Genomic DNA, 22,762 nt, shown 5'->3' with positions numbered 1-22,762 from the left:
CAATCCCAACTTTGGGAACGGTACCAGATATGGGATAGTTGGGGAATGGACCCGACAGAGTTGCTGCTCCATCCGGTGCGATTGCGTATCATCCACGCACTGTCCGGCGGCCGATTGCGCACCGCAGGAGAGTTGTGCGACCGCATGCCCGATGTGCCCCGGACCAGCGTCTACCGGCAGCTCGGCCTGCTCACGGACGGCGGAATGCTCGAGATCGGCGACGAGCGACGCGTGCGCGGCGCGGTGGAACGGTCCTACCGATTGCGACCCGACCGCCCGACCGTCTCCCCCGAGGCGAGCAGCGCGATGACCCCGCACGATCACCGTCAAGGGTTCGCGGCCGCCATGGCGGTCCTGATCGCCGAGTTCAACGCCTACCTCGATCAAGCCGACGCCGACCCCGTCGCCGACGCGGTCGGCTACCGCCAAGCCACGCTCTGGCTCAGCCCCGAGGAGCTCGACACCATGCTCACCGGCTTCCGCGACCTCGTCGCACCCCTCGCGGCCAATCAGCCAGGGCCGGGCCGCAGACCGTACTTGATCAGCCCGATCCTTTTCCCAGGCGAGAAACCGGCACCGCCGAGCTGACAGTTGAAGGCCACGAACGCTCGTGCGAGCGGGTGGTTACCTGTCAGGCTGACGGGCTGAGGTTGTCCATGATCAGGCCGAGAGTGAACGCGAACCGGTCGGGTCCGGTGCCGGAGGTCAGCTCGGCGGCATAGCGCCGGGTCTGCGGAAACGTGTCGGCGGGCAGCGCGGTGAACCGGCGCACCAGCTCCGCGCGGCTGACGACCCACTCCTGATCCGGGTGTTTCCGCCGATTCTGGACCAGCGACTGCTCCAGGGCGTAGGCGCTGACGTAGAGGGATAGCGCGTCCAGCGCCCAGGCGGCGGTCCGCGGTTCGATTCCGCCCGCGAGCAGGATCGCGAACATCCCCTCCCTGACCCGCAGCGCCTCGAGGTTGGTGGGGACCATGGCCAGTGCGGCGCGCGAGACCCCGGGGTATTTCAGGTACTGGTCGCGGATCTGCGTGAACACGTCGAGGAGCTGCCTGCGCCAGGTGGCCGGGTCCGGTTCGGGAAGCGAGATCTCGGCGCTGAGCCTGCCGACCAGCAGATCGTCGATGTCGTCCTTGTTGACGATGTGTGCGTACAGCGACGAGGGTCCGGTGCCGAGCACCGCGGCGACCCGGCGGATGGTCAGCGCGTCGTACCCCTCGGTGGCGACGACCTCCAGCGCGGCATCGGTGATCCGGGCGACCGTGATGGGCTCCTTGCGGGGTGCCGACGGGGCATCCGCGGTGGACTGGGCGTGACGAGCCGCTCGGCGTTGTCGGGCATCGGCGGGCATACCGGCCACTATAGCTTGACACGAACTTAGTTCGTCAAATAGAACTTAGTTCGTAAATGTAGAACTAAGTTCGTATGGAGGTGTGTGGTGCGAGTTTCGATTGCGGGAGCCGGTCTTGGTGGCCTGTGCCTGGCGCAGGGCCTGCGCGGTGCCGGGATCGCGGCCGAGGTGTACGAGCGGGACCCGGCGATCACCGCCCGGTTCCAGGGCTACCGGCTGCTGCTCAACCCGGTGGGCTTCGAGGCGTTGCGCGGCTGCCTGCCGCAGCGCTGGCACCCGCTGCTGGACGCCATTGTCGGAGACGCCTACGGCGAGCGGCTGATCCTGGACCCTCAGCTCAACCAGGTCGGTGCGCTCGGCCCCGGCCGGACCGGGATCGTGGTCGACCGGCAGGTGCTCCGCCACCTGCTGCTCACCGGCCTCACGGTGCACACCGGGGCCGCGCTGACCGGCTACGACCTGCTGGCGGACGGCCAGGTCGAGGTGCGGTTCGCCGACCGCGACCCGGTAACGGCAGACCTGCTCGTCGGCGCCGACGGCGTCGGCTCCGCCGTCCGATCGGTGCTGTCCCCGCAGACCACCCCGACCGACACCGGGGTCCGGTTCGTCATCGGCCGCACACCGCTGACCGAGCAGTTCACCAGCCTGTCTCGGGCGTTCGGTTCGAAGATCGCCGGAGACGGGGTGAGCCTGCTGCTGGGCGCTATGCGGTTCCGTACCCCGCCGAAGGAGGCGGCCGAGGCGCTGGCACCCGAGGTGACCCTGCCCGATGTCCGCGACTACGTGCGCTGGGCCATGATCCTGCCGCCGACCGGCTCGCTCGGCACCGCGACCCCACAGGAGGCCGTGCTGTCCAGGATGCTGGGCTGGCATCCGGACCTGCGGGCGCTGATCGAACAGGCCGATCCGGACAACAGCACCCTGCTCTCCATCCGGGTGGTCGAGCCCGGCGAACGCTGGGCGCGCGGTCCGGTCACGCTGCTCGGCGACGCCATCCACGCCACGTCACCGACCGGCGGTAACGGCGCCAATACCGCCCTGCGCGACGCCGACCTGCTCCGCCGCTGCCTCACCGGAGGCCGCGACCTCCTCGGCGCGGTAGGCGACTACGAACGCCAGATGTTCGAATACGGCGCCGAGGCCGTCCGCTTCAGCCTCGAGGCGCTGCCCGCCATCGCCTCGCAGACATAACCGGCCTGACGCAAACCGTGAAAGCCCGGTTTCCTGCTCGCTACCGGGGTCGTATTAGGTCGGGCGAGGCACCTTTCCGGTGATCAGCTCCCATGCCACGATGACTCGACGACGCCGTTAACGGAAAGAGGTCGCCGCGCGCTCGACCAGATCGGGCCCGAGGACCACACCCAGCAGGCCCACCATCACCGCATGGCAGCCCAAACATCAAACATCCGCGTGCGATACGCGGGTTCCGGTGAGGGGTGTCAGGCGATTCGGGCGCTTTGGCCGCCGTCCACCGGCAGCAGGGCGCCGGTGATGAAGGCGGCCTCATCGGAGGCCAGGAAGAGGGCGGCATGAGCCACGTCCCATGCGGTGCCCTGGCGTTGGTTCAGCGGGACCATCCGGTCGCGGGCCGCGCGCAATTCGTCCTGGTTCATGCCCAACGCCGAGGCCCTACCCTCGATCGCCATCGGGGTATCGATGAGGCCGGGCATGATCGTGTTGGCGCGGATGCCGTAGGAGGCGTTCTCCATGGCCAGGGCATGGGTCAGGGCGTTCAGACCGGCTTTGGAGACCTTGTAGGCGACCAGCGGGGCCGAGCAGACCGCGGCGATGGACGAGACGTTGATGATGACGCCCGTCCGGCGTTCGCGCATGTGCGGGATGACATGGCGGCAGACCGTCCACGGGGCGCGCAGGTTGACCGCCTGGATGCGGTCCCAGGCGTCCTCGGTGACCTCGAGCGCGCCGCCGTCGCCGGCGCCGATGCCGATGTTGTTGTGCAGGATGTCGATACGGCCGAAGGCATCCAGCGCGGTACGGGCGATGGCGGCGCAATCGGACGGGTCGGTGATGTCGGCGACCAGCGGACGGGCGGTGCCACCCGATTCGGAGATCAGCGCGCAGGTCTCGAGCAACGATTCCTCGTCCCGGTCGACGGCCAGCACCTGGGCGCCTTCGCGAGCGAACAGCAGGGCGGTGGCCCGGCCGTTGCCAATGGTCGTGCCGCGGGTCTGGCCGGCGCCGCAGACGACGGCGACCTTGTCGTGCAGACGTCCTGTCATGACGGGAATCCCACCAATCCTTCGTCCAGGGCGACCTGGAAGGTGTTCAGCGCAGTGGAGACGAGCGTGTACTGGCCGACGGCGAAGACGATGTCCAGTACCTGCTGCAGCGTCCAGTCCCGGCACAGAGCTGCCCACAGGGAGTCGTCCATGGTGTGGGTGGCGACGAGTTGGTCGGTGGCGCGCAACAGGACAAGGTCGTGCTCGGGCCAGTCGGTGGCGTCCGAGGCCACTTTGTCGATCTCCGGACGGGTCAATCCCGCCGCCTCGCCCAGCTTGCGATGCTGGGCGAACTCGTACTCCGAGCCACACCGCCACCCGGTGCGCAGGATGATCAACTCGCGCTCGCGTGCCGGCAGCGTCGAGCTGGCCAGGACGTGTCGGCCGAACACCAGCCAGCGGTGCAGCAGGTCGGGATGGTGGGCCAGGGTCGTGAAGATGTTCTGCCGACCGAGCTGGTCGAGCGTCGTGCGGGTGCGCTCATCCCAGTCGGCCTCGACGGTGGGGGGAACTCGCATGGAGGAACCTTTCAGATAATGATCATTCGCCGAATGGTCATTATTCAAATTTGGTATGCTGTCCGCAAGACCCCAGGAGGATGTTTTGCCCGCACCGACCACCCGGCGGCAGCGTCAGGAGCAGACCCGTGCCAAGCTGCTGGACGCCGCCGCCCGCGTGTTCGCTCGCCGTGGTTACGAAGGGGCTTCGGTGCCGGAGATCGCCGCCGAAGCCGGCTTGTCCACCGGCGCGATCTATTCGAACTTCGACGGCAAGGTAGACCTGTTCCACACGCTGATGGCCGGGGAGATGCGCCGTCAGAGCGAGCGCCGCGTCCGCCGTGTGACAGCCTCGCCTGAGGACGCTGTCACCGCCGCTGGTGCCCAGTGGGCCGACTTCGTCGAAGATCACCGCGACTCGGTCCTGCTGCTGCTGGAGTACTGCCTCAGCGCTGCCCGCGACAACCCTTCTGCCCGCCTCCACGCCGCCGAGGAGTTCACTCGCGTCCGAGCCGATCTGGCCGACCTTGCTCCCGACGCTCCACCCCATCTGGCCGCCGCCCTCCAGGCCCTCGCGTACGGCTACGGTCTCCAGCGCCTGGTCGACCCCGATTCCACCAACAAAACGTCCCTCGTCGACGCCTTCACTTGGCTCCTCAACGGAGCGTCGAAGACCTCGGACCGGCCTGCGCGAGGCGCTACCGGCCCGTAGCGCCTGCGAAATCCATGACGGCAAACTCGTGCTCGCCGGGTAGAGCCATACTGTCCAGGTGACCGACAGAGAGTGCCCCACGTGCGCGGACCAGACCCGAGCGCGGCTGCTCGATGCGGCGGTGGTTGCCTGCGTAGGCGTTGGGAAGTCGAGTCCGCCCGAGCCCGCTCGGTCGTGAATGTCACAGGGTGATCAGATGCAGAGCGACGCCGCAGAACTGCTCGCGAGGATCGCGGGAGGGCTGAGCCGGCATGCGTTGGCCTTGTCCGAACGTTTGACGGAGCAGATGCTCCAGATCGAGCCGGAGCTGCGCGGCGACAGCCGGGTGGAGTCATTGCTGCGTGCCAGCGTCACCAGCAACGTCGTGATCGCGTTGCATATCTACGAACTGGGGCTGGACATCGACGAGCTCGATGCGCCGGCGGAGGCGTTGGAGTACGCCCGTCGCATGGCCCAGCGCGGCACCTCGATCGCCGCGCTGCTGCGGGCGTACCGAATCGGGCAGCGACTGTTCAACGACCACATGCTCGGTGAGATCACCGCCGCGACGAACGACCTCGACTCGGTCACAGCGGCGGTGGCCGAAATGACCGACCGCTCGTTCGCCTATATCGATCGGGTCTCCCAACAAGTCGTGACCGCCTATCAAGACGAGCGGGACCGGTGGCTGCAGAATCAGATGGCTGTCCGCACCGCTAGGGTGCGCTCGATCCTGTCCGGACAGCGTGTCGATCCGGGTGACAGCGAGCGTGCGCTGGGATATCGGCTCGACCGAACCCACTTGGGCTTGGTTGTCTGGTCCGACGTGGGCGCCGATCAACTGCGCGCGGCCAAACAAGTGGTGACGACCATCGCCGATCAGTTGTCCTGCCAAGGACAACCTCTGCTGATCCCGGCCGACGAATCAACCCTGTGGGCCTGGCTCCCGCAACCGGAACTGGAAATGGATCCCGCCGCGGTGAGCATTCCGGGGGCGACATGGGTGGCGGTGGGCAGGCCTGCGGCTGGGCTGGAAGGCTTCCGGCTGACCTATCGTCAGGCGACACAGGCGCAGGTGGTCGCGATGTCCGCGCCGGCACCGCAGCGTGCGTCGGTGTCGTGTTCGGCACAGGTCGGGCCGATCGCGCTGATGTGCGCGGATCTGGCCGCCACGCGGGCATGGATCAGCGAAATCCTTGGGTCGCTGGCGCGTGACGACGATGCGACGGCACAGCTGCGCGAGACGGCGCGTGTCTTCCTGGACACCAACGGCAGCTTCCAGACAACGGCCGAGCGGCTGGTACTGCACCGCAATACCGTCCAGTACCGGATTCGCAAGGCGGAGGCGGTACTGGGGCATTCGCTGCGGGAGGGACGGCTGGACGTCGAGGTCGCCCTGCTGGCCTGCCGATGGCTAGGGTCGACAGTCTTGCAGCCCGTGGGTGACTGAGTCATCCGTCGTGCGGTGCGCACGATCACTCCGGCTATGTTCATGCGCTCGCGATATGGTCCAGGTCACATCGCCTTCCTAACGTGTGGTTCACGCAAGTGAGCTGCTGCGTTAGCAAGGAGATCGACATGCACTTCGCCGCCCTCCCGGATGTACGCGCCGGGATCGCCCCCACCAACCCCTGTCTTGCCGACGACGACCGGGGGCGGATCACCAACGTCGAGTTCCTCGACCTCGTGCAGAAGTACGCGGATCGGTTGTCGAACGCCGGGATCGGTCTCGGCGATGTTGTCGCTGTGATGCTGCCCAACCGGCTCGAATTGATCGTGGCATTGTTCGCGGCCTGGCGGCTGGGTGCCGCGGCGACGCCGATCGCCCCGTCGCTGACCTCGGCCGAGGTGGATTATCAGCTGAGCGATTCCCGCGCTCGCGTACTGGTCTGCGCTGACGACGGCGAGGCCGGCGAGATCGCTGCAGCGCAACGGCTTTCGGTGCCAGCGCTGGATCGGCACGAAGGCCGCGTCGGTGGCGCGGAGGCGACCGAGTTCTCGAACGACGCGCTGGCTTTGATCATCTACACCAGCGGTACCACTGGACGCCCCAAGGGCGTCGAGTTGACGCACGCGAACATCATGGCGATGGCCGAGACGATGGTCGCGGGCATGCGGCTGACCGCTGACGACCACAGTCTGCTGATTCTGCCGCTGTTCCACGTCAACGGCATCGTGGTCAGCGTGCTGTCGCCGCTGCTCGCCGGCGGTCAGACCACTATCGCCGGCCGGTTCTCGCCGCGGACCTTTTTCGACAGGGTCGAGGCGGCACGGCCGACCTATTTCTCCGCGGTGCCAGCCATCTACGCCATGCTGTCGGCGCTGCCGGCCGAGACCCGGCCCGACGCCTCCTCGGTCCGGTTCGCCCTCTGCGGTGCGGCTCCGATGCCTGTCGAACTGCTCGCCCGGTTCGAGGAGCGCTACGGTGTCCCGATCTACGAAGGCTATGGCCTGTCGGAGGGGACGTGCGCGAGCACGGGCCATCCGCTCGACGGTGTCCGCAAACCCGGCACCGTCGGTATCGCGTTGCCGGGGCAGGAGATCGCCGTCGTCGACAGCGACGGCAATTTCCTCAGTGCCGGATCGACGGGCGAGGTCGTGATCAAAGGTCCGACCGTGATGCGGGGATATTTGGGTCGGCCCGAGGAGACGGCGAAGGTAATCGTCGATGGCTGGCTGCACACGGGCGACGTCGGTCGCATCGACGCCGACGGCTACCTCACCCTGGTGGACCGCATCAAGGACATGATCATCCGCGGCGGAGAGAACATCTATCCCAAGGAGATCGAGTCCGCGATCTACACCCATCCACAGGTACTCGAGGCCGCCGTGATCGGGCGACCGCACCCTGTCTACGGCGAAGTACCCATCGCCTTCGTGTCCTATCGCGATGGCGCCGCGGTCGAGCCGGAACAGATGCTCGATCTTCTCCGAAAGTCCTTGGCCGGCTACAAGCTTCCCGAACTGATCGTGACCGTCGACGAGATCCCGAAGAACCCCGTCGGGAAGATCGACAAGCGGACTCTGCGCGCCCGCTCGGTCGATGCGCGCCTCTGATTACCTCCCGTTCCCTCTCGAAAGACATCTGCCATGGGATTCACGAAACCGGATCTTCCGGACATCGACTACGCCGAATGGAAGGCCCGGCCGCGCGGCGAACGGCTCCGCACCGTTGCGGAACACTGGGTCGAGCACGGCTTCGGCACCCCTTATGCCGTCTACCTGCTTTACCTGGTCAAGTGCGCCCTGTACGTCCTCGGGGCGGCAGCGGTAATCTCCCTGACCCCTGGACTCGGAGCGCTCACCGACATCACCTCGTGGTGGACCGAGCCGATCGTCTACCAGAAACTGGTCGTGTGGACCCTGCTGTTCGAAATCCTTGGGTTCGGGTGTGGGTTCGGGCCGCTCACCATGCGGTTCCTGCCGCCGATCGGCGGGCTGCTGTACTTCCTGCGCCCCGGCACCTTGCGCCTGCCGCCGTGGCCGGGGAAGGTGCCGTTCACCCGTGGTGACGAGCGCGGCATCATCGACGTCGCCCTGTATGCGGTCGTCCTCGGATCCGGAATCTGGGCCTTGCTCGCCCCCGGTCATGGCTCGCCGCCAGCAGACGGCAGTCACGTAGGTCTGCTCGATCCCACGGTCGTCGTCGCTCTGGTCGTTGCCCTCGGCGCGCTGGGGTTGCGGGACAAGACGGTGTTTCTGGCGGCCCGCCCCGAACACTACCTGCTGATGGTGCTGATGTTCTTTGTCCCGTTCACCGACATGGTGATCGGATTCAAGCTGGTCATGCTGGCCTTGTGGTGGGGTGCGGCCACGTCCAAGCTCAACCATCACTTCGGACACGTGGTAGCGGTCATGATGAGCAACAGCCCGGTCATGCGGATCAAATGGCTGGAGCGCAAGATGTACCGCGACCCGCCGCAGGACCTGCGCCCGTCACGGATCCCGGCCATGCTGGCACACGGCGGCACCATCGTGGAATACCTGGTTCCCGCCTACCTGGTCTTCCTCGGCCACGGCGGCCCGCTGACCTGGGCGGCGATCATCTTCATGGCGGTCTTCCACCTGCACATCATCTCCACGGTGCCGATGGGCGTGCCGCTGGAATGGAACATCTTCTTCATCTTCAGCCTGTTCTACCTGTTCGGACACTACGGCTATATCCATGTCTCGGGGCTTCGATCTCCGCTGGTGCTCGCGCTGATCGTGTTCTCCACCCTCGTTGTCGTCCTCGGACATGTTCGGCCGCAATGGGTTTCGTTCCTGACGTCGATGCGCTACTACGCTGGCAACTGGGCCACCAGCGCCTGGTGTTTCCGCGGGGACGCCGAGCTGAAGCTCGAACAGCATGTGACCAAGAGCGCCGCGCTACCGGTCACCCAGTTGACCAAGCTGTACGGCCCCGAGATCGCCGACATCCTGATCCAGTCCGGGATGGGCTGGCGATCGATGCATACGCATGGCAGGGCGCTCAACGGTCTGATCACACGGGCCGTCGACAACGAAGACGACTACGCCATCCGCGACGGAGAGATTGTCGCTGGCCCGCTGCTCGGCTGGAACTTCGGTGAAGGGCATCTGCACAACGAACAGTTGCTGGCCGCGCTGCAGCGTCGCTGCCGGTTCGAGGAAGGCGAACTGCGCATCGTCGTCCTCGAATCCCAGCCGATCCACCGGCAACGCCAGGCATATCGCATCATCGATGCCGAGACCGGAGTCATCGAGGAGGGCTACGTGCTGGTCGCGGACATGCTGGCCCGCCAGCCGTGGCCGGAGCCGGGCGATCCGTTCCCGGTTCATCCTCTCCGCCGCGACGACACCCGGGTTCTGCCCTCGGCGCGTGTGCGATGACCACAGCGATTGTGGTCGGCTCCGGGCCGAACGGACTGGCCGCCGCCGTCACGCTGGCCCGGCACGGCGTCGACGTCACCGTGCTCGAGGGTGCCGCCACCATCGGCGGTGGCACCCGCTCCGGCGAGCTCACCCTCCCCGGGCTGCTGCACGACCACTGCGCAATGGCCCACCCCATGGCCGTCGGGTCGCCGTTCTTGACCGGAATCGATGCGGCCCGATACGGATTGGAATGGGCGTGGCCGGAAATCGACTGTGTGCACCCGCTCGACGACGGTACAGCAGGAGTGCTGTACAGGTCCCTCGAAGACACCGCCGCGGGCCTCGGCGCCGACGGCTCGATCTGGCGTCGCCTGTTCGCCGCCCCCTCCGCTGGATACGAGCTGCTGGCGACCGATTTTATGCAACCACTCCTGCGGATACCGTCACATCCGGTGCGGTTGGCACGATTCGGCATCCCGACACTGATCCCGGCCGCCGCGCTCGGACGGTTGTTCCGTACCGAGCAGGGACGGGCGCTGTTCGCCGGGAACATGGCGCACGGCTGGCAACCACAGCACCGGATCCTGTCCGCGGCAATCGGTCTCGGCATCACCACCGCCGGCCATCGCTACGGGTGGCCGGTCGCGGTGGGCGGCTCGCGCGCAATCGCGGACGCCATGGCGGCCGCATTGACAGATCTGGGTGGAAAGATCGAGACCGGCCTCTGGGTCGAGTCGCTCGACCAACTGCCGCCAGCCGACCTCGTGATGTTCGATCTCGCCCCGGCCGCCATCGCCGACATCGCCGGTGACCGGCTGCCGCCGCGGGTCTCCCGAGCGTACCGGCGATTCCGGCACGGGCCCGCCGCCTACAAGGTCAGCCTGGCTGTCGAGGGCGGCATCCCGTGGACCAACCCCCACGCGCGCAAAGCGGGAAGCCTGCATATCGGCGGCAGCGCCGCCGATGTGGTTCGCGCCGAACGCGCAATTCATCGAGGCCGGCTTCCCGACCGGCCCTTCATCGTGGTCGGACAGCAGTACCTCGCCGACTCCACACGATCACGCGGAAACCTGCACCCCATCGACCTGTACGCTCATGTGCCACAAGGATATTCGGAGGATGCCACCGACGTACTGCTCGACGCGGTCGAGCGGTTCGCACCCGGGTTCCGGGACCGCATCGTCGCCATCACCGTGGTCGGCCCCACCGCCATGCAGGCCTACAACCCCAACTATGTGGCCGGGGACATCCTCACCGGCGACAAGAACATTCGCCAACTGCTCTTCGGCGGACCACGCATCACCCTGCGCCCCTACCGGATAGCGGACCGGATGTTCATCTGCTCGGCCGCCGTCCCACCAGGGCCGGGGGCGCACGGGATGAGCGGATACAACGCAGCATCTGCGGCCATGCGAAAGTTCCCCGAGGCGGAGGTCAAGATCCACCGTTGTCATCCCGACACTCCTGCGAAGGAGCCTGGGCCGTGACGGCTCGGGTTGCGTGTCCGCACATGATGTCGACGGCGAATTGCGCGTATTCGACGGCGATTTGTCGTTGAGAGATGGGGCCGCCAGGGTGGAACCACTGCGGCAGGGACGTGCACATGGTCGCGACAGCGCGGGCGGCTTCGTGGGGGTGGCGAGTGGTGAAGTCGCCTGCCCGGATGCCGGCGGCCACTTCGTCGTCGATCATTCGCTGAATGTCCATGCGCTGAGTAGCGACTCGGGAGCGGTTGGGTTCGTCGACGCTGCGCATTTCGCTGGCGCCGATGAATGCGAGGTCACCACGGTACGCGTGGAACAGTGTGAGAGCTTCGACCATATTGGCGAATCGTTCGACCGCGGTGGCGCCGTCGTCGCGGGCCGCTGGGATTCGCCAGAGCAGTTCGGACATTCCGAGGTCGAAGATGGCGACGAGCAGGTCTTGTTTACTCGGGTAGTAGTGGTAGACGCCGGCGACGCTCATACCGGCGGTGGCCGCAATACTCCGCATCGTCGCGCCGTGGTAACCGGTTTGCAGAAATGCTGCGATCGCCGCGTCGAGACCGGGATCGAGTACCAGGGGCTCAAAAATGCGCCATGTTTTCCCGTCACCGGCCGACCGGGCGAGCGGTGTGCCGATAGCGTCGGCGGCGGAAGGTAGCCGGGCCGCGAGAATGTCGACGGTGGATACGCCGAGTTCGGCAGCGATCCGGTCGAGTCGGCTGACGGTCAGTGTTGTTTTGCCGTTCTCGATGGCACTGAGGGTCCCGGCGCTGACCCCGATGTTGCGCGCCAGTTCGCGCAGCGAGACTCCAACCGCCGTTCGAGCCCGACGCACCAGGTGACCCGCACCGGTGTCGCCGGCACCCTCACGCACGATCCCATGTTCAGGCATACTGAACATCATACACCACCCTTGCCAATAGGATTATAAAAGTCCTAGCCGATCGCTTGACATGCGGCCGAAGTGCGGTGACGATGGTCACCATCTGAACAGCTACCTATCGAACGTACGGTGAATGTTCACATCCCAGGTGAACGGAAGGATGCGCAATGGCCGAGGCGCCAGCCCTTATCGACGTGCCGTGGGATTCGCCGACGAACCGGGGCAAGTGTGGCTCTGATGACGAAGCCGGGGCGCTGGACTATCCGACGGCTGCGGAGGTCCTGAGGCGATCCGATCCTCTGCGAACAGGACTGCCGCAACGAGACCTTCGCTACCATTCGCCGGTTCGCGCACCACCGGCCTGTGAAAGGCGAACGCGTCGATCCAGTCCTCTGGCTTTAGGCGGGTTGCTGGCGTCGTCCCTGGCAGACAGGTAAAAGCGATCCGTATGTTGCTGTCTCTTGCTATTGCTGCCATCGCCGGAGGTGTCTCACACTAATTCCAACCAAGGATTGATCATGAATTCTCACGACATAGATAATTCTCACGACATCGATATCAACAGAGCCGGGTTTCATGCGGCTATGGAAGCCCTGATGATGGACGATCCGCACCCCAGTGATTGCCTTGGTGATTACTTTCAAGATTGTCCGTCACGATGGCTGCAGAGAGCGCTCTACGCATATGAATGGGCAAAGCGAACCTACCTTGTTCAGGATCTTGGTTCCACGCTCTACCAGGAGCTTCCACAGCCCGGCGAAGCTCGTGAAGCTGTCCTGCTGCATGAGTCCAGAGTGCAAGAAAAGTCGACGCGGTGATGACTGTGCGGAGTTGCTAAATGTGTGAAACCCGCATGTATGTGGAGTCCGACTATCGGTGAGAGTGTGCGACATTCTCGTCGTCCCGACGACGGCGTCGGGTGGTTCACAACGGTGTGGATCTGGAGAGATTCCGGTGGGGTGAGGTGCGGATCGGAAGCGCCGATCAACTCTGTGCGGCGACCGTCGAATCGGCACGCCGCTCTCGAGCCGGGTCACCAACGACGAAGCGGAACTGACGCACCTGATCGATGCCGTCGCTGCAGATCAGGCAGTGCTCGGGTTCGAGGTCGGTCTCGTCCAGTCGCAGGACTGCGCCGCCGGCGGCAGGCGTTCTTGCGGGCAGGGGGTCAGTGAGTGGTCGAGGCGCCGGAGGACGGCGTGATCGAGGTCGTCCGGCTGATCGGTGGCTTCGTTGTCATCGAGCCTGTCGGCGTCACAGTTGTGACGGTCGTGGTTTGGGTCGATGTCTTGGGTGCCCCGACAACGATCGACCGCGCTTTCCCTCGCCACTCGCTTGGCAGGTCGCCCTTCGCTGACTTGGCGACGGTGTAGGTGTCGCCGTGGTAGTCATGAGCGGCATACAGTGTGGCGATCTTTTCCGCTCGGTTGAACACCGAGATCGTGGCCGCATCGATGTGCTGTGCGGACAGGTCGGGCGAACCGACGGTGAACAACGACATCTTTCCGGTGCCTTCACTTCCGGTGAAAAGGCACGTCCAGCCGGTGGGGCAGCGGTCGTAACCAGTACACCCACCAGTTGTGTTGCACCACTTGTCGGTCACGCTGATGAAGGTCTTTCCGCTGACCTTGGCAGGTTCCCCGCCCTTTCCATTCTCCAGGACCACATCGTGTTCCTTGTCCGGAGCAGCGCCGAACTGGTCGAGCAGCAAGGTGCAGGCTTCGCTCAACGCGATCCCGGTGGCCGCCACGATCAGCCCTGCCGTGACCGTCGCCCCCGTCCGTAGCGTCGTCGCGACGGCCTCCACGACGGGTACCACCATCTGACAGGTGACATCTTTGGCCACATCGGTCGCTTCTCCCGGCTTGCAGCCAATGATCCCGAATCCGACCGTGATCGCGAGCAACGCCACAAACAGCTTCTGCACCGCACCAGAGTGCACGCGAATTCGTCACTGGGGCAAGGGCTTTTCGGGCAGACCGCCCACGCGTCGGGCGCGGCGGCCGTTCCTGTGCCAACACCCCTTGTGTGGTTAGCACTGGTGTCCGGAGGGGGCGTCGACCAGTACGCCAACCTCCTACAACACCGAAAACTGCTGGTCGTCCTGCCCGACCCGAAATGGGGTGAACGGGTCCACGCCGTCGTCGTACTACAGCCGGGAAGCACCACCACCGCCGACGAGATCCGCTCTCACACAAAGGAACTCATCGCGGCAGCTATTACATCCACCACCGATACTCCCGAAACCCGAACGCTGGCAGAGGAAATGCTGCGATCGGTGAATCCGGCCAGCGGCGAGCAGCTGGCCGAATGGCCGTGGTTTGCGGTTACTGCCCCGGTCGGTGCTCGACAATGGTTCGGACACGGCTCCGCGCGACCTGAGCGCCCAGCAATCTGCAGTTCCCACAACATGCTTCGAGGGCGCGAGTGTCGATCGTGTCTGGTGGCCGTTGCGGGTGGGGTGTCAGGGTTTGCGTCCGATGCCGGCCCAGTACCAGGCGCTGTGTGCGTCGTGGACGAGGGTGGGTTCGTCGGTGAGGTCGGGGCGCCAGGCGGCGACCGGAGCCAGACCGGGCTCGACGAGATGGGTGCTACCGAACAGCGCGGTGGTATCGGCGTGGCTTCGGGGTTGGAAGGTGATACCGCTGGCCTCGGCCGAGGCGGTGACCGCGGCCATGGCGTCGGCGTCGAAGTCGGCGGTGGGGTGGCTGATCACGAGGTGGCTGCCCGACGGTACGGCTTCGAGGAGGGTGTTGATGATCTCGCGGGGGTGGTCGGTGTCGCGAAAGTACATCATGATCGCGACGAGCATGATCGCGACGGGCTGGGCGAGGTCGAGTGTTTCGGTGAGTGCGGGATGGTCGAGGATGCTGCCCGGGTCGTGCAGGTCGGCGTGTATGAAGCGGGTACTGCCGACAGGGTCGCTGGTCATGAGGGCGCGGGCGTGGGCAAGCACGATCGGGTCTTTGTCGACGTAGACGATGCGCGCGGCGGGATCGAGGCGTTGGGCGACCTCATGTGTATTACCCGCGGTCGGAATGCCGGTGCCGATGTCGAGGAACTGGGTGATTCCGGCATCGGCGACCAGGTACCGCACGGACCGGGCGAGGAAGGCCCGGTTGGCCCGGGCCATGAGCTTGATCGTGGGGATGTGGCCGGCGATGGCGTCACCGAGGGCGCGGTCGGCGGAATAGTTGTCTTTACCACCGAGCCAGTAGTCGTAGACGCGGGCCTCGTGCGCGACAGTCGTGTCGATCTGGATGGGCAGGGTCGTGTCGGTGCCGGTGTGGCTGTCGGTCATTGCAGTGCGTCCATGGGTGGGTGAGTATTGCCCGCCCGAGCGATGTCGGCGGGCCGGTTGGCGGTGAGTGCGGTGATCAGGTCCCCGGTGTGCTCGGATGAGGTGGCGTGCACACACAACCGGCTCCAGATCGTGTGGTAGATGTCCAGATCGCTGGGTCTGGTGAGGAACTCAGCGCCGGTCGCGTGGTGCAGATACACGAGGTCGCCCAGATCGGGGCCAGCGAACCGGAGCAGGGTGAACGGGACTGTGCTGATAGCGGGGCCCCCGATGTGGTCGCGCAGGATCTGCACGGTGATGTTGTCGCAGGCCGCGGCGCGGGCGAGGTGATCGAGCTGGTCGCGCCAGACCTCGGTGCTGCCGAACGGGCGACGCAGCGCCGCCTCCTCGATCACCGACCACACCTTCGGTGGATCGGCGCGCTGCAGCAGGCGTTGCCGCTGCATCAGGAGTTCGACCCGCCGCTGAATCTCCGCGGTGGGGGCCGGGTGCGCGACCGCGAACACCGCGTGGGCATACGCTGCGGTCTGCAGCAGTTCCGGCACCACCCCGGGAGCGTAGGCACGGATCATGACGGCGGCGTCCTCGATCGCCAGGTAGGTGTCGAGCCGATGGCTTGTGAGGTCAGCGTCGACCGGCCAACGCCCGGCGGCGTTGGCCCGTTGTGCCAGGCGCTGATAGTCGGCGCGGGTATCGGGGTCGTCGACCCCATACAGCGTCAGCAAATCCTCGATATCGATGGCGCGGAACCCAACCCGGCCGGCTTCCAGACGGCTGATCTTCGAATGCGACGCTCGAATGGCGCGACCTGCCGCCTGTCCGCTGAACCCTGCCGCCTCCCGTAACCGTCGCAACCGCGCCCCCAGCACCAAGCGCAGCAGCGCAGGATCCTCGTCCGGATCGTCTCCACCAGCGGCCACAACGGCGTCGCCCTCGACCAAGGTCCCCTCCTGTCCGATGCGGTATCGCGTTATCGAGTGTGCCACAACGACGTTCACCGCGCCCCGTGCAAATGCAGGCGGTCGGGGTCGTCGGATCGAGCGGGCCGAACGTGCCGCCCGCCTCTGCTGCGAAGCTGAGTGGGCCAAGCTCGCTCGATGTTCACTTGTTCCCGACGCCAGTCGGGCGCACTGGTGGGAGCGACTGTCCCAAATCACTCCTCGACGGCATGTCCGGTGGGATGATGGGCGGGCACGATGAGCAGCGCCATGACCGCCATTAGGCCGACACTCCGGCCGAGAGGACCGATGTCGATGAGCACTCACGAGCGCACGATCTTCCGGGCGGCAATCATCGCCGCTACCGCAGCCGCAGGCGCGGGGGTTCTCACGGCCCCATCCGCCCCGGCCTCGTGGTCCGATACCCCGGTGATGCCGGCCGCGATGGTCAGCGACTGTGGGGGACCCTATGTCGTCGAACCGCCCACACTGACCCTGACCTGTGCCGACGGGAACAACATGATCAACGACATCACCTGGGATATGTGGAGTGGCGCCCAGGCCGTCGGTCACGGCACCCAGCATCGGAACGACTGCAGTCCGGACTGCGCCGCGGGGAGGTTCATCGACAGCCCGGCGATGCTTGTGCTGGATGACCCTCGCCCGTTCGCCGACGCCCCCGGCGACTACTTTGCCCGCGCAACGGTCATCGGCACCCATGGCGTCCACAGCTTCACCCTTCGCTAGCCTCCGCCATTCGCCGAAATTGATGGCATGATGTTCTCGAGATGACGAAAGGTGTTCTGGCCCAGGATAATCCGGCTTTCTGGCCGATGAACGCGCCGGGGCACAGCATGGCAAAGCCAGGCACGTGTTTCACACCCCGCGATCCGGCAAGCGCTCCGAATATCGGAGAAGACGAAATCCTTTGCACTGCAATGGATTTTGACTTCGGGGGGGGGGAACTCATATCCCCAACATTGTTTAAGTGGCTGACCTGCAGCTTCCTCGAGTTTCGTGGGTCGTGTGGTCCGGGACAGCGTGACTGATTCGCATCACAACCCGGACGAGATCGTTCAGTTGAGAATCGTGGTCCACGAATGTGGACCTTGGTCATCGCCTTGGTTCGCCTGGCTTCACGGGTGAACCAAGTTCGCCGCCGGACCGATCTGCAGCTCGGCCGCCGATGCGGTAGTCGGATGGCTGACGCATCGCACGACTACGATCTCGGATTCCTCGGAATCGAGAGCCTGCCGCAGCTCGCTGATGACTGGGCCACTGCGGAACCGGGACTATCGAATCCTTCGAATGCGCATCGAGCGACAGAGGCTTCGAGGAAGCTGGAGATGTAAGTGTTGGCATACTCGCGCTCCATCGCGGGCGGGACGTGAAGCGATGCGGGTAGGCCCGCTCGAGGATGTTCGCCACCACGTCATCCCGTTACCGCGCGGGGGTCGACCACAAAGAACTGCCCGGCGGCCAGCGAGTAAGAGTTCCCTTGGCAGCCCGGTACTGGCGTAGACCGATTGAGAGGATCTGAACCTTGAGCGATCTTTCTCGCCGTGACCTGATCAGGACGTCGGCGGCCGCTGGCGTCGGAGCAGTTGTTGTCTCGGGCCTGACGGCCGCAGACACGCTGGATATTGCGGACACAAGCGCCCCGGGAATTGAGGCCGCGGGCCACCCGAGTAAAAGCCCGGGGTGCCCGCCCGCGACGCTGACCGGCCAGATCGTTCGCCCCGGTGACGCGTCGTACACGGACGCGCGACTCGGCTGGGACCAGCTCTTTTCTCACTATCCGCTGGTCATCGTCTTCGCACAGGAAACCCAGGACGTGGTGAACGCCCTCACGTGGGCGCGCCAGCAAAACGTCGCGTTGCGCGTACGCAGCGGCCGCCACGCCCTCGAAGGCTGGTCGAACGTCGACAACGGCATCGTGATCGACGTCAGCCAGCTGAAATCGGTCCAGATCGACCCTGGCGCTCGTATCGCGACGGTCGGTGCCGGGCTGAACCAACTGGAAGCGGTGACGACGCTCGCGAAGCAGAACTTTGCGGTCACAACCGGAAGTGAGGGCAGCGTGAGCCTGTGCGGTGCGACGCTCGGCGGTGGCCTCGGGCCTCTCAACCGCTGGCTCGGCATGGCCTGCGACAGCCTGATGGCGGCCGAGGTCGTCGTCCCATCGGGTGACGATTGCGCCGAGGTGATCAACGCGGACTTGCAGCACCACTCGGACCTGCTCTGGGCGCTTCGCGGGGCGGGAAACGGCAACTTCGGGATCGTCACACACCTCACCTATCAGGTGCATCCGCTCGACCATCTCGCCTATGTGCAGGCGACATGGGATGGACTTGGAGACCTGTACGGGGTCTTCGAAGCGTGGCAGCGTACGGTGCCGTCCGCCGACAGCCGTCTGGGATCCGAGCTCGAGATCCACAAGTCCCAGATCCAGCTGTCCGCGTGGCTTGCCGACGGTGCAGCGGCACAGGCCACAGAGATGCTGGCTCCGATCCTGTCGGTCGGCACGCCCGATGTCACGGTGCAGGTCGGTAACTGGGGCGATTTCTTTGCGGGAGCCCAGGTCCCGCTCGAGCAAGAGCCCGCGAACTGGAAGTTCTTCTCGGAGTTCGTCAAAGAGCCGTTCCCGAAGCAGGCGATCGACATCATCGGCGACTTCATGCGAAACGCTCCCACAGAGGAGAGCAACTACTTCGTCGATGCCTTCGGTGGGGCGATCAAGACGGAGCCCCCGGGCGGCACGGCGTTCGCTCATCGCGACGCGCTTTTCTACGGCGAGATCGGCGCGGCCTGGGGGACTCGTTCAACACAACCAGGCGTCGGCGACCCGCTGACCTCGCAGGCCCAGGCATGGACCGCTGAGTTCAGTCAGGCGCTGCGGCCCTACACGGACGGCGCCTACGTCAACGTGCCGAACGTCGGAATGCAAGAGTGGCAGACCGCCTACTGGGGGAGCGAGCGCTTCGAGCGACTGCGCAAGATCAAGGCGGAGTACGACCCCCACAACGTCTTCCAGTACGAGCAGAGCATCCCGCCAGCGTCACACTGATCGACAGTTTCGCCGCTGTTCCCAACCCCCCGGGTGGCCGTCGGCGGCCCGGAGGGTTCCGGCACGTCATCGCCAAGTCTCTGGCCGAACGGCCTTGTCGCGCTGGCCATTCAGTATGGGCATCTTCGCCAACCGTATCGGGCAATTATGCGGCTCGTAGTCGGGGTGGGATCCAGGACCTGATCGATATCGAGACCGCTCGTGTTGTCGCCGACGCCGTCTGACCGGGGCGCAGCTGGTCATCGACGGCGGCAAAAACGGCGCACGCTCGAGCTAATGGTCGATAACGTCAATGTCGGCACCCCGCGCTCCTGGTGATGTAGGTGATCGCGCATGGTGTGCGCCACAACAGCGGAAAGTCCGCGACTAACGCGTGACGACCCGGCTGTTGATGGGTACCCCAGGCGTGGGTAGCGGCCGGGGATCGGTGGAGCGAAACGACGTCGACAACGGCTCTGACATCCCACAGTTTGCCATTCAAGTCGCTGGTGGCGGCGTCCGCTTTCCCACTCATAGATGGTGGTGACGTCGAGGCCGAGGAGTGCGGCGAAGTCGGCTTGGGTGAGGTGGGTGGCCTGTGGCCCTAAATGGTTTGCGCCGGATCTTGCGCGCGGGGATGCTCGGCCGAACAGCCATAGAGAGGAAAGCGAAATGGCCGCATCCAGTAAGCCATTCGAGTCCGAGCCGGAGGTCCGCACGGCGGCCGGTGTGCTGCGCGGTGGCCGGGAGGCGGGGCTGGCGGTCTTCCGCGGCATCCCGTTCGCCGAGCCGCCGGTTGGCGACCTGCGTTTCGCCGCGCCGCAGCCGGTGCGCGGCTGGGATGGGGTGCGACCCGCCGTCGCCTACGGCCCGCCGCCTCCGCAGTCCGCCGTGCTCGCGGTGTCTCAGGACACCGCCGGAGGCGACTGGCTGACGGTCAATGTCTGGACGCCAGAACCGGATCCGGCCTCCGAGCTCCCGGTGATGGTGTGGTTTCCCGGCGGTGGTTATGCCATGGGCAACGCCGGCCTGCCGGAATACGACGCCGGGCACCTGGCCGCGATCGGCACTGTGGTCGTGACCCTCAACTATCGTCTCGGCATCGAGGGGTTCGCCCAGATCGAGGGCGCCCCTGCCAACCGTGGACTGCTCGACCAGGTCGCGGCCCTGGAGTGGGTGCGGGACAACATCCGGATGTTCGGCGGCGACCCTGACCGGGTGACGGTCTTCGGACAGTCGGCGGGTGCCGGATCGGTCGCCGCGCTGCTCGCGATGCCGCGCGCCGCCGGGCTCCTCCGCCGGGCGATCGCACAGAGTGTGCCGGGGACTTTCTTCTCTCCTGAGCTGTCCGCCGACCTCACCGCGGCCTTCGCCGCCGAGCTTGGGGTGGCGCCCACGGTGTCCGGGCTGTCGGCGGTGGCCCCGGACCTACTACCCGCCGCTGGCGACGCGGTCTTCGCCAAGATGGACCAGTGGCGGGAGCGCTGGGGGCAGATCACCCACCGGCCGATTCCGTATGCGCCGGTTGTCGACGGTGACGTGCTGCCCACGACTCCCTGGCGGGCGCTGGCCGATGGCACCGCCCGGGACGTCGAGCTTCTCGTCGGGCACACGCGGGACGAGCACCGATTGTTCAGCCTGATCGACGGTGTGCTCGGCCAGGTCACGCGGGAGCAGACCGAGACCGCGCTGCATGTTCTCGCCGCCGGGCCGGACGGTGCGCGCCGGTATCGGGAGGCGTTCCCGGCCGCTGTCGATGAGGAGCTGTACGAGCTGGTCAACTCCGACTGGTTGTTCCGCATGCCGAGCGTCCAGCTTGCCGACGCGCAGATCGCCGGTGGCGGCCGGGCCCACCTCTACGAGCTGACCTGGACTGCCCCGGGCATGGGCGGCGCTCTCGGCGCCTGCCACGGGCTGGACGTGCCGCTCGTCTTCGGCAACCTGAGCAGTGGGCAGACCGCCATGCTGATCGGCGACCCGCCCTCGCCGGAGGCAGCGGAGCTGTCGGCGCGAATCCGCGGGTCGTGGACGTCATTCGCCACGCACGGCGACCCGGGCTGGCCCGCGTACGACGCCGATCACCGCCTTGCCCAGATCTTTGACACGCCGTCGACGGTCACCGCCTACCCGGAGGAGGCCTCGCGGCTGCTGTGGCAAGACTTCACCTTCCCGGCGCTGCCGCTGCTCGCGCGGTGAAAGTCGCCGCGATCTACGTCGAGGCATACGAGAGTCCAACTGCTGGTGGGGAATCCGATCCATGCGTACGTGCGCTCAGCGCCGCCCGAATCGTCGAACCTTCTCTCCCGAACTAGAGATTTCGCCTGTGAATCCCCCGGGTCGGTGCACGTAGGTGAAATCGGCCACGACCAGCAGGTCGGGGCCGACACCCGGAATTGCCCGGCCTTGTGCATGCGGGACAGTGCGAACGGACCCGATAGGCTGAACAGAATCTATTACCGTGGGCGTCCGTGGCTGTCCCGGCGAGCGACACCACGACGCTGCGGAGTGGCCCCGACCGTATTGGCCGCGACACCGAGCCTGTCGGCGATTCGGGCGGGGGACCGATCATCGCGGTAGCTGGTGACGGCCTGATCGCGTCCGCGACCACTTCTACGCCGAGGCCGGATGGTGGCCTGGTGATCACCGGACCAGGTTCGGGAGCCGCGGGTGGCTATGTGGCTCGGTCAGTGGTCTGCTGCGAGACGGTCCAGCCACTCTCGAAGCAGGTGTTGTTCGGCGGTGGTGAGTGTCGTTTCGTCGGGGAGGGTGGCGCGGAGGGCGCGGGCCGCGCCGGCCGGGCCGGTTTCCTTGACGGCCGGGTGTTCGTTGGTGACGGCGGTGACCATGGCCTCTCGGAGGGCGGTGAGCAGGGCCGGGTCGCGGTCGGCTTCCGGGAGGGATAGCCAGGTCAGCACCGCGCCCCGGCCTGTGGCGTGAATGATCCCGGCCGCGAGTTGCTCGTCGACACGTAACCAGCCGCCTGCGGCGAGGCGACGGACCCGTCCCCGCAGGATCTTCAGTCCGGCCTGGAATGCGGCCGACTTGGTGCCGGCGGGTTCGCTGTACATGAGGGTGTAGAGCGCGGGGTTGGACAGACCGAACTCGACCGCGAGGTCCCACCCGGCCCGGAGGTCTTCTATGAGGTCGGCCGGGTCTGGGTCGACGTGTTTGCCGGCGACGAATTTCGCGAAACCGTACTCCGCCACCGCTTCCAACAGCCCGTCCTTGTCGCCGAACAGCCGGTAGATCGCCGGTGGTTGCAACCCTGCTGCGTCGGCGACTGCGCGAGTGGTCACCGCGTCCCGACCCGCACGCTCGAGCAGGTCGGCGGCGGCTTCGATGACGCGCTGCCGGTGCTGTTCGCGGGCCGATGCCGTGCCGTCGGGTTCGACGGTGGTTGTGCCGTTCGTGCGTGGCGTGGGCCATGTCATGAATCAACGATAACGCTTGACTGTTTCCAATGAAAGTATCACTGTTAACGCGTTGATGTTTCCAATG

At 66.0% G+C, this 22,762-nt stretch carries 20 protein-coding genes; 11 read left to right on the top strand and 9 right to left on the bottom strand.

The window, feature by feature from the left end:
* Positions 1-45 precede the first annotated feature (45 nt).
* A complete protein-coding gene (locus ACHQ4I_RS30975; RefSeq protein ID WP_420775419.1) occupies positions 46-588 on the top strand; it encodes a helix-turn-helix domain-containing protein in 543 nt (180 codons plus the stop codon).
* Positions 589-631: 43 nt separating this feature from the next.
* Here ACHQ4I_RS30975 and ACHQ4I_RS30970 read toward each other — a convergent pair whose 3' ends face one another.
* Positions 632-1,351, bottom strand: coding sequence for a TetR/AcrR family transcriptional regulator (locus tag ACHQ4I_RS30970; protein WP_420775418.1), 720 nt, complete (start codon positions 1,349-1,351; stop codon positions 632-634).
* Between the two features lie 87 nt (positions 1,352-1,438).
* On the opposite strand from ACHQ4I_RS30970, the gene ACHQ4I_RS30965 reads away from it, so the two are divergent.
* Positions 1,439-2,542 (top strand): FAD-dependent oxidoreductase, encoded by a 1,104-nt coding sequence (locus ACHQ4I_RS30965; RefSeq protein WP_420775417.1) that lies wholly within the window; start codon positions 1,439-1,441, stop codon positions 2,540-2,542.
* A 248-nt stretch (positions 2,543-2,790) separates the two neighbouring features.
* On the opposite strand, the gene ACHQ4I_RS30960 is transcribed toward ACHQ4I_RS30965, so the two are convergent.
* Positions 2,791-3,591 (bottom strand): SDR family NAD(P)-dependent oxidoreductase, encoded by an 801-nt coding sequence (locus ACHQ4I_RS30960; RefSeq protein WP_420775416.1) that lies wholly within the window; start codon positions 3,589-3,591, stop codon positions 2,791-2,793.
* Complete coding sequence (locus tag ACHQ4I_RS30955) at positions 3,588-4,109, bottom strand: carboxymuconolactone decarboxylase family protein (RefSeq protein WP_420775415.1); 522 nt, start codon at positions 4,107-4,109, stop codon at positions 3,588-3,590. Before ACHQ4I_RS30955 ends, ACHQ4I_RS30960 begins: the two co-directional genes overlap by 4 nt.
* An 85-nt stretch (positions 4,110-4,194) precedes the next feature.
* On the opposite strand from ACHQ4I_RS30955, the gene ACHQ4I_RS30950 reads away from it, so the two are divergent.
* From ACHQ4I_RS30950 to ACHQ4I_RS30930, 5 genes are all read left to right on the top strand, one after another.
* Positions 4,195-4,800, top strand: coding sequence for a TetR/AcrR family transcriptional regulator (locus tag ACHQ4I_RS30950; RefSeq protein WP_420775414.1), 606 nt, complete (start codon positions 4,195-4,197; stop codon positions 4,798-4,800).
* A gap of 196 nt (positions 4,801-4,996) precedes the next feature.
* Positions 4,997-6,229: a PucR family transcriptional regulator gene (locus ACHQ4I_RS30945; protein WP_420775413.1), complete on the top strand. Its 1,233-nt coding sequence runs from the start codon at positions 4,997-4,999 to the stop codon at positions 6,227-6,229.
* A gap of 128 nt (positions 6,230-6,357) precedes the next feature.
* A complete protein-coding gene (locus ACHQ4I_RS30940; RefSeq protein WP_420775412.1) occupies positions 6,358-7,836 on the top strand; it encodes a class I adenylate-forming enzyme family protein in 1,479 nt (492 codons plus the stop codon).
* Between the two features lie 33 nt (positions 7,837-7,869).
* Positions 7,870-9,630, top strand: a complete 1,761-nt coding sequence (locus ACHQ4I_RS30935; RefSeq protein ID WP_420775411.1) for a DUF3556 domain-containing protein — start codon at positions 7,870-7,872, stop codon at positions 9,628-9,630.
* Positions 9,627-11,099: a phytoene desaturase family protein gene (locus ACHQ4I_RS30930; protein WP_420775410.1), complete on the top strand. Its 1,473-nt coding sequence runs from the start codon at positions 9,627-9,629 to the stop codon at positions 11,097-11,099. The genes ACHQ4I_RS30935 and ACHQ4I_RS30930 overlap by 4 nt, the downstream gene beginning before the upstream one ends.
* Here ACHQ4I_RS30930 and ACHQ4I_RS30925 read toward each other — a convergent pair.
* On the bottom strand, positions 11,047-11,988 hold the full coding sequence (locus tag ACHQ4I_RS30925) for a TetR-type transcription factor C-terminal domain-containing protein (protein ID WP_420775409.1): 942 nt from the start codon (positions 11,986-11,988) through the stop codon (positions 11,047-11,049). The two genes, ACHQ4I_RS30930 and ACHQ4I_RS30925, sit on opposite strands and share 53 nt — an antisense overlap.
* 509 nt (positions 11,989-12,497) lie before the next feature.
* Here ACHQ4I_RS30925 and ACHQ4I_RS30920 point away from each other — a divergent pair.
* Positions 12,498-12,797 (top strand): hypothetical protein, encoded by a 300-nt coding sequence (locus ACHQ4I_RS30920; RefSeq protein WP_420775408.1) that lies wholly within the window; start codon positions 12,498-12,500, stop codon positions 12,795-12,797.
* A gap of 350 nt (positions 12,798-13,147) precedes the next feature.
* Here the strand turns inward: ACHQ4I_RS30920 and ACHQ4I_RS30915 are convergent, their stop codons facing one another.
* The 3 genes from ACHQ4I_RS30915 to ACHQ4I_RS30905 form a co-directional block, all read right to left on the bottom strand.
* Entirely contained in the window at positions 13,148-13,906 is a 759-nt protein-coding gene (locus tag ACHQ4I_RS30915) for a peptidase inhibitor family I36 protein (RefSeq protein WP_420775407.1), read from the bottom strand.
* Between the two features lie 537 nt (positions 13,907-14,443).
* Positions 14,444-15,280, bottom strand: coding sequence for an SAM-dependent methyltransferase (locus ACHQ4I_RS30910; RefSeq protein ID WP_420775406.1), 837 nt, complete (start codon positions 15,278-15,280; stop codon positions 14,444-14,446).
* A complete protein-coding gene (locus tag ACHQ4I_RS30905; RefSeq protein WP_420775405.1) occupies positions 15,277-16,221 on the bottom strand; it encodes a helix-turn-helix domain-containing protein in 945 nt (314 codons plus the stop codon). Before ACHQ4I_RS30905 ends, ACHQ4I_RS30910 begins: the two co-directional genes overlap by 4 nt.
* Positions 16,222-16,533: 312 nt before the next feature.
* On the opposite strand from ACHQ4I_RS30905, the gene ACHQ4I_RS30900 reads away from it, so the two are divergent.
* Both ACHQ4I_RS30900 and ACHQ4I_RS30895 read left to right on the top strand, forming a co-directional pair.
* The gene (locus ACHQ4I_RS30900) at positions 16,534-16,965 is read left to right on the top strand and encodes a hypothetical protein (protein ID WP_420775404.1); all 432 of its coding nucleotides are present in this window, start codon (positions 16,534-16,536) and stop codon (positions 16,963-16,965) included.
* 796 nt (positions 16,966-17,761) lie between these two features.
* On the top strand, positions 17,762-19,285 hold the full coding sequence (locus ACHQ4I_RS30895) for an FAD-binding oxidoreductase (RefSeq protein ID WP_420775403.1): 1,524 nt from the start codon (positions 17,762-17,764) through the stop codon (positions 19,283-19,285).
* Between the two features lie 239 nt (positions 19,286-19,524).
* Here ACHQ4I_RS30895 and ACHQ4I_RS30890 read toward each other — a convergent pair whose 3' ends face one another.
* The gene (locus tag ACHQ4I_RS30890; protein WP_420775402.1) at positions 19,525-20,040 is read right to left on the bottom strand and encodes a helix-turn-helix domain-containing protein; all 516 of its coding nucleotides are present in this window, start codon (positions 20,038-20,040) and stop codon (positions 19,525-19,527) included.
* Here ACHQ4I_RS30890 and ACHQ4I_RS30885 point away from each other — a divergent pair.
* Positions 19,937-21,460 carry a carboxylesterase/lipase family protein gene (locus ACHQ4I_RS30885; RefSeq protein ID WP_420775401.1) on the top strand — a complete coding sequence of 508 codons (1,524 nt, stop codon included), beginning with the start codon at positions 19,937-19,939 and terminating at the stop codon, positions 21,458-21,460. The genes ACHQ4I_RS30890 and ACHQ4I_RS30885 overlap by 104 nt on opposite strands.
* A gap of 488 nt (positions 21,461-21,948) precedes the next feature.
* On the opposite strand, the gene ACHQ4I_RS30880 is transcribed toward ACHQ4I_RS30885, so the two are convergent.
* On the bottom strand, positions 21,949-22,695 hold the full coding sequence (locus ACHQ4I_RS30880) for a TetR/AcrR family transcriptional regulator (RefSeq protein WP_420775400.1): 747 nt from the start codon (positions 22,693-22,695) through the stop codon (positions 21,949-21,951).
* Between the last annotated feature and the right edge of the window lie 67 nt (positions 22,696-22,762).

Source organism: Nocardia nepalensis (assembly GCF_048910785.1).
In the GTDB taxonomy this organism is placed as follows: domain Bacteria; phylum Actinomycetota; class Actinomycetes; order Mycobacteriales; family Mycobacteriaceae; genus Nocardia; species Nocardia nepalensis.
The sequence above is the reverse complement of the archived record's forward strand: the minus strand, read 5'-3'. Positions and strand labels throughout refer to the sequence as shown.

Coding starts and splice junctions, on each gene's coding strand:
- ACHQ4I_RS30970 (WP_420775418.1), bottom strand. CDS start 1,351: ATGCCCGCCGATGCCCGACAACGCCGAGCGGCTCGTCACGCCCAGTCC.
- ACHQ4I_RS30945 (WP_420775413.1), top strand. CDS start 4,997: ATGCAGAGCGACGCCGCAGAACTGCTCGCGAGGATCGCGGGAGGGCTG.
- ACHQ4I_RS30890 (WP_420775402.1), bottom strand. CDS start 20,040: ATGCCGCGGAAGACCGCCAGCCCCGCCTCCCGGCCACCGCGCAGCACA.
- ACHQ4I_RS30880 (WP_420775400.1), bottom strand. CDS start 22,695: ATGACATGGCCCACGCCACGCACGAACGGCACAACCACCGTCGAACCC.
- ACHQ4I_RS30910 (WP_420775406.1), bottom strand. CDS start 15,280: ATGACCGACAGCCACACCGGCACCGACACGACCCTGCCCATCCAGATC.
- ACHQ4I_RS30930 (WP_420775410.1), top strand. CDS start 9,627: ATGACCACAGCGATTGTGGTCGGCTCCGGGCCGAACGGACTGGCCGCC.
- ACHQ4I_RS30955 (WP_420775415.1), bottom strand. CDS start 4,109: ATGCGAGTTCCCCCCACCGTCGAGGCCGACTGGGATGAGCGCACCCGC.
- ACHQ4I_RS30925 (WP_420775409.1), bottom strand. CDS start 11,988: ATGCCTGAACATGGGATCGTGCGTGAGGGTGCCGGCGACACCGGTGCG.
- ACHQ4I_RS30885 (WP_420775401.1), top strand. CDS start 19,937: ATGGCCGCATCCAGTAAGCCATTCGAGTCCGAGCCGGAGGTCCGCACG.
- ACHQ4I_RS30920 (WP_420775408.1), top strand. CDS start 12,498: ATGAATTCTCACGACATAGATAATTCTCACGACATCGATATCAACAGA.
- ACHQ4I_RS30940 (WP_420775412.1), top strand. CDS start 6,358: ATGCACTTCGCCGCCCTCCCGGATGTACGCGCCGGGATCGCCCCCACC.
- ACHQ4I_RS30900 (WP_420775404.1), top strand. CDS start 16,534: ATGAGCACTCACGAGCGCACGATCTTCCGGGCGGCAATCATCGCCGCT.
- ACHQ4I_RS30975 (WP_420775419.1), top strand. CDS start 46: ATGGACCCGACAGAGTTGCTGCTCCATCCGGTGCGATTGCGTATCATC.
- ACHQ4I_RS30960 (WP_420775416.1), bottom strand. CDS start 3,591: ATGACAGGACGTCTGCACGACAAGGTCGCCGTCGTCTGCGGCGCCGGC.
- ACHQ4I_RS30935 (WP_420775411.1), top strand. CDS start 7,870: ATGGGATTCACGAAACCGGATCTTCCGGACATCGACTACGCCGAATGG.